The organism is Thermodesulfobacteriota bacterium (genome assembly GCA_040756475.1).
Lineage (GTDB): Bacteria > Desulfobacterota > Deferrisomatia > Deferrisomatales > JACRMM01 > JBFLZB01.
Genome location: JBFLZB010000263.1, coordinates 1 through 4,877 on the forward strand (window position 1 = coordinate 1; position 4,877 = coordinate 4,877).

At 68.6% G+C, this 4,877-nt stretch carries 4 protein-coding genes; 1 reads left to right on the plus strand and 3 read right to left on the minus strand.

Annotation, left to right across the window (positions count from 1 at the left end; all coding sequences use genetic code 11):
- The coding region (locus AB1578_22025) for a type II toxin-antitoxin system VapC family toxin (protein MEW6490576.1) at nt 1-441 on the plus strand (441 nt) is incomplete at its 5' end.
- Nucleotides 442-868: 427 nt separating this feature from the next.
- Here AB1578_22025 and AB1578_22030 read toward each other — a convergent pair.
- The 3 genes from AB1578_22030 to AB1578_22040 form a co-directional block, all read right to left on the minus strand.
- Nucleotides 869-2,416: a hypothetical protein gene (locus tag AB1578_22030; GenBank protein ID MEW6490577.1), complete on the minus strand. Its 1,548-nt coding sequence runs from the start codon at nt 2,414-2,416 to the stop codon at nt 869-871.
- 212 nt (nt 2,417-2,628) lie between these two features.
- A complete protein-coding gene (locus AB1578_22035) occupies nt 2,629-3,984 on the minus strand; it encodes a cytochrome c3 family protein (GenBank protein ID MEW6490578.1) in 1,356 nt (451 codons plus the stop codon).
- A gap of 256 nt (nt 3,985-4,240) precedes the next feature.
- Nucleotides 4,241-4,877 (minus strand): tetratricopeptide repeat protein (locus tag AB1578_22040; protein ID MEW6490579.1); only part of this gene is annotated, 637 nt, incomplete at its 5' end.

Below are 4,877 nucleotides of genomic sequence, written 5' to 3' on the forward strand. Positions count from 1 at the left end.
GGACCTGCGAAAACCGTTCACTCGAAGGGTGCGAGGCGATCGAACCCAATGGGTGGTAGGTTCCTGCTCGACACCAACATCGTCATCGGACTGCTGGCAGCCGAACCGGCGGTCACGCGGCCCCTGCAAGCCGTGGAAGAAGTGTTCTTGCCGTCCATCGTACTGGGCGAGCTGTACTACGGCGCCCTCAAGTCGAAGCGCACCGCCCAGAACCTGGCCGGCGTGGACGCACTGACGGCCGCCGCCGCAGTCCTGCCCTGTGACGCCGATACGGCGCGGGAATACGGGCGCATCAAGAACGGTCTTCGGGCCCTGGGGCAACCGATTCCAGAGAACGACATCTGGATCGCGGCTCTCCCCGTGCAACACGGGCTCATACTTGCCACACGGGATCCGCACTTCGATAGGGTAGAGAGACTCCAGCGCGTTCGGTGGGACTGAGGAAGCTTCTTTCTTTCGCCACAAAGGACGCAGTGAAGTTCTTCAGAAAGCAGAGATTGCTCTTTTTTGCGCTCTTTGCGTTCTCTGTGGCTCCGCGTGAAACAAGCCTTTAGACCTTTCTCTCGCAAAGACGCAAAGTACACAAAGGAAAACATTTGACAATAAAGAACTGGGCCTTCCCAAATGAACATGCCCTTCCTTGCGCCCTTGGCGCCTTTGCGTGAAACAAGCCTTTAGTTCCTTCTCTCGCAAAGACGCCAATTACGCCAAGAAGGACTTTACAGAAGAAGAACTCGGCCTTCCCAAGGAGTTTGCCCTTCTTTGCGTGCTTTGCGCCTTTGCGTGAAACAGGCCCTTGACCTTCTTCTTGCAAGAACGAACAGAACCTGCCCTTCTTTGCGCCCTTTGCGTTCTTTGTGGCGATCCCCTACCGCACCACCCGCAGCCGGTACACCGTGCTGTCCACCTTCGACAGGGCGTAGACGTCGCCCGTGGCGGGGTCGGAGTCGGCGGTCACCAGGCCGCGCAGGTCGAGGAACTCCTTGCCGCGGGTGTAGTACACCGCCACGAGCTCCCCGGCGGCGGTGAACACTTGCAGGCTCGAGCGGATGCCGTCCACCACCAGGAGGTTTCCCGGGCCCGTCAGCGAGATGCCCTTGGGAAGATTGAGGTTCCCCTGGGTTTCCCGGGCGCGGCGCCAGCGGCGGGCCACCGCCGGGGTGGCGTCGAGGCCGAAGATCTCCCCCAAGAGGCTGTCCACCACGAAGGTCTCCCCCGACGCGGGGTGGAACGCCACGAAGGTGGGGGTGCCGAAGGGGCCCGCGTCGTCCGCGAGCCGGGGCCGCCCCACCCGGCCCGTCTCCCGGCCGTTGGGCCCCAGGCGCACCACCTGGCCGAAGGTGTGGTCCGAGACCCAGAGGTTGCCTGCGGCGTCCACCGCCACGTCCATGGGCTGGGGCACCTCGGGGCGCTCCTCGTAGCCCCGGGGCCGGGGCAGCACCACGTCGAGCACGGGCGTGCCCCGCCGCGAGAAGGTGCGCACGGCGGGGGAGCGCAGGAAGGTGAGGGCGATGGTCTCCCCGTCGGGAGAGACCCCGATGCCCCAGGGGATGCCCCAGGGCACGCCCCGGTCGGCCTCGTAGCCCGGGGGCGCGGTGGCGAACCGGAAGAGCAGCTCCCCGTCCCGCCCCAGGGCCAGCACCGAGCGGCTTCCGAGGTCCGTCACGAACAGCGTGTTGCGGGAAAAGGCCAGATCCGTGGGCTCCCGGAGCCGGTAGAGGGGGGTCTCCCGCAGCGTTGCCGCCACCTCCACGTACCGGCGCTCGGCCTCCACGGCCGGGACGGCGGCCGCGGCTACGGCGCGGGTCACGGTCAGGGGCTCCGAGTCGGGCGACTCCTGGCTCTGGAGCCCTACGGCCCGAACCCGGTACACCGCAGCGCCCTCCTTGAGGGAGGGGTCCACGTGCTTGGTGTCCTGCACCGAGGCGACCAGTGCGGGCGTCGCCCCCGCGGGCCCCCGGTACACGTTGTAGAAGGCCGCCCCCGGCACCGCCTCCCACACCAGGTGCACCCCCTTGGCGTCCTGGTAGGTCCCCGACCACTTGGGCGCGGTCAGCGGCTTGAACCCCTCCACGCGCCGGCCCTCGGAGACGGGCCCGGGCGCCCCACCCGCCAGCACCGCCCGCACCTCGTACACGTAGGTGCGGTCCGCAGCCGCCTCGGCGTCCACGTGCTGGCCGCCCCTCACCTCCCAGGTCTTCACCTCCTGGGTCGCGGTGTCGCGGCGGGTCACCGTGTACCGCTCGGCCCCCGGCCAGGGAATCCACAGCAGCAGCACCTGCCCCCCCGCCCGCATGGGAAACCCCGGCTGCCACTGCACGCCCCCGGAAGGGGCCTGGGTCTGGGCCGGGGCAGGGGTGCCCCAGAAGAGTGCGGCGGCAGCCAAGGCCGCCGCCAAGAGCAACCAGTGCTTCAAGAGATCCTCGCTGGCCCGAAACTGGTCTTCACGGGACCTATGGGACCCATGGGACGAATGGGCAGAAAACCCACGGCCCGGCTCCCCCCGGGCCCTGTCCACCCATGGGTCCCATACGTCCCATAGGTCCCATCACACCCAAGCCAAAGCCACACCGCCGCCCCCTACCCTCCCCCGCCCCTGCCCCCTGCCCCTGCCCCTGCCCCCCGCCCCTACCAGTTGTGCGCGCTCTTCGCCAGCTCCACGTGGCAGTCCACGCACTGGAGGCCGTCGGTCAGGTCGCCGGGGAGGCCGACGCCCCGGCGCCAGCCAAGTTCCAGGGGAAAACCCGCCACCGCAGGGTCAGTATAGTTCTTGTTCCCCGTGGGGTGGTGGCGGTTGACCGCCGCGGTCTGCTCGCCCATGCCGTGGCACTCGTTGCAGGCAACCAGGGCGTTCTGGGGCCCCCGGCGCAGGACTCGGGCCCCCGCCACGCCCCGGTGGGCCCGGTGGCAGGTTTGGCAGAGGAGCTGGCTCCTGCCCCCTAGTGGCCAGTCCTTGGGCAAGGTGACGAAAAGGTCCATGGTTCCCGTGGACGGAATGTTGGGGTTGTCAACCACTACACCGTGGCTCGCGTGATCGTGCACGTAGGGGGGGAGCGAGCTCTCGAAGACGGGGTGGTAGTATGGGGTGGCGCCGGGGTTCTCGCGGTTCAGCCCATCGGTATGGCACCCAGTGCAGAGCATCACCTCCCCCGAGGCTGCGCCGGCGCTCGCCAAAAGGCCCGGGCGGGGCATGTGGGCCGAGTGGCAGGTGGGGCAGCCCACCTGCCTCTCCGCCCCCAACAAGTGCCCCCCGGTCTCCCAGTGGACATCAGCCCGGCGAAGGTCCTCGCGCGAGGGCGTGGGCACGTCATAGAAGCGGTCCGGCCCGTGAAAGCTCATCTCCCAGGGCTTGCCCCGCACGCGGTCCAGCCCGCTCTCCCGCACGGGCATCCCCACCGGGTGGGCCCAATTCGAAAGGCCCCGATCCTCCACGGCGGTCCATCGCCCCCTCCCGGCACCTCCCTGGCCGCTGTGGCACTTCTGGCAGAGGTCCGCCAGGGGAGCCTTCAGGAAGGGGGGGTTCTGGTCCGCGTGGGGGTCGTGGCAGGAGTTGCAGTCGAGCCGCTGGGGCGGGTTGGCGGGGTCGGCCACCCGCACCAGGCCGCTTGCGTACACTGAGGCCGCCGTCTCGAGCCCTCCCGTGAGGACCCCGAGCCGGGCGATCTCGAAGCCGTGGGACCGAGTGAGCGCCTCAAGCCCCATCGAGCCGTCGGGGGCCTCCACCAGCGCCGTGGGAACCACCGTGCCGTCATGGCACGAGTAGCAGAAGCTCCCGATGGGCCCCAAGCCCTCCCCCGTGCCGGCCCGGGCGAACAGCCCCACCTCCGCCTGGGCCCCGTGGGGCACGTGGCAGTAGGCGCATACCCCCTGGTCGCCGAAGAGGCCGTACAGCCGCATGTCGTGGTGGGTCCCCTCCACAGCCGCCCCGGACGCGCCGGGTAGCACCAGTGTCGCAGCCGCCACCAGTGCCGCCACGCGTATCATGCGGCCGCGTACATGCTCCGTGCTTGCCATACCTACCTCCCCGCGCCCTTCCTGCCCCAATGCGACTCAATGGAAGGGCCGAGCCATACTCGGTCGCGCTCTTCCATTTGCATCTGGTCAAACGCTAACCCCGCGGCGCCTCCTGACGCAAGGAAGGACTCGGGGGATGCGGCCCCTGGGAAGATCCACCTGGCCCCGTCACCGCGAAAACCTTGCCACTCGAAGCCTGCCGAGCCGGTCGGCACAGCCAAACCCGCTAGTTTTCACCCAAGGCTGTGAGCAGCCTGCGCGCTTCCGGGTGCTGCGGGTTCAGAACAAGCTCCTGTCTCGCGAAGGCACCGGCACGGGCCCGATCCCCGAGGCGCGCGTAGATCTCCGCCAACCTGTAGTTCACATTGGAGAGCCGCGGCTCGTATCCCAACGCCAACTCGTAGGCGTGAGCTGCCTCCCGGAGGTTTCCGAGCCGATAGTGCACCCAGCCCAGGTCCGAATAGATGATGTGATCGCGGAGCCCCCCGCGCTCCAGCTCTTGGAGGATCGCTCGCGCCTTGAGGAAGTCGCCCCCGTCCGCTTCCACCCGGGCCAAGTTCGCGAGCGGCTTTGGATCCCGGGGGTCGAGAGCCGCCGCCCGGGTCAGGTGATGTCGGGCCTCCGCGAGCTGGCCGCGGATGTGGTACTCCTTGCCCAGATTCCCGTGGACCCGGGCGCTTTCCGGCTGCTTTTCGAGCACGTCGGTCCACAGGGTGAGCGGATCGCGCCAGGCATCGAGCCTCAGCCACGTCCAGGTGGCCCACATGCTCGCGAGAAGCACCACGGCAATCCAGGGCGCAGCCATCCGCCCCCTGGTCTCCCCCACGCCCCACCCGCTCAGCATCCGGACCGGTACGAGCCCG

Excerpts from the sequence above, each read along its gene's own strand:
- AB1578_22035 (MEW6490578.1), bottom strand. The coding sequence starts at position 3,984 with ATGATACGCGTGGCGGCACTGGTGGCGGCTGCGACACTGGTGCTACCC.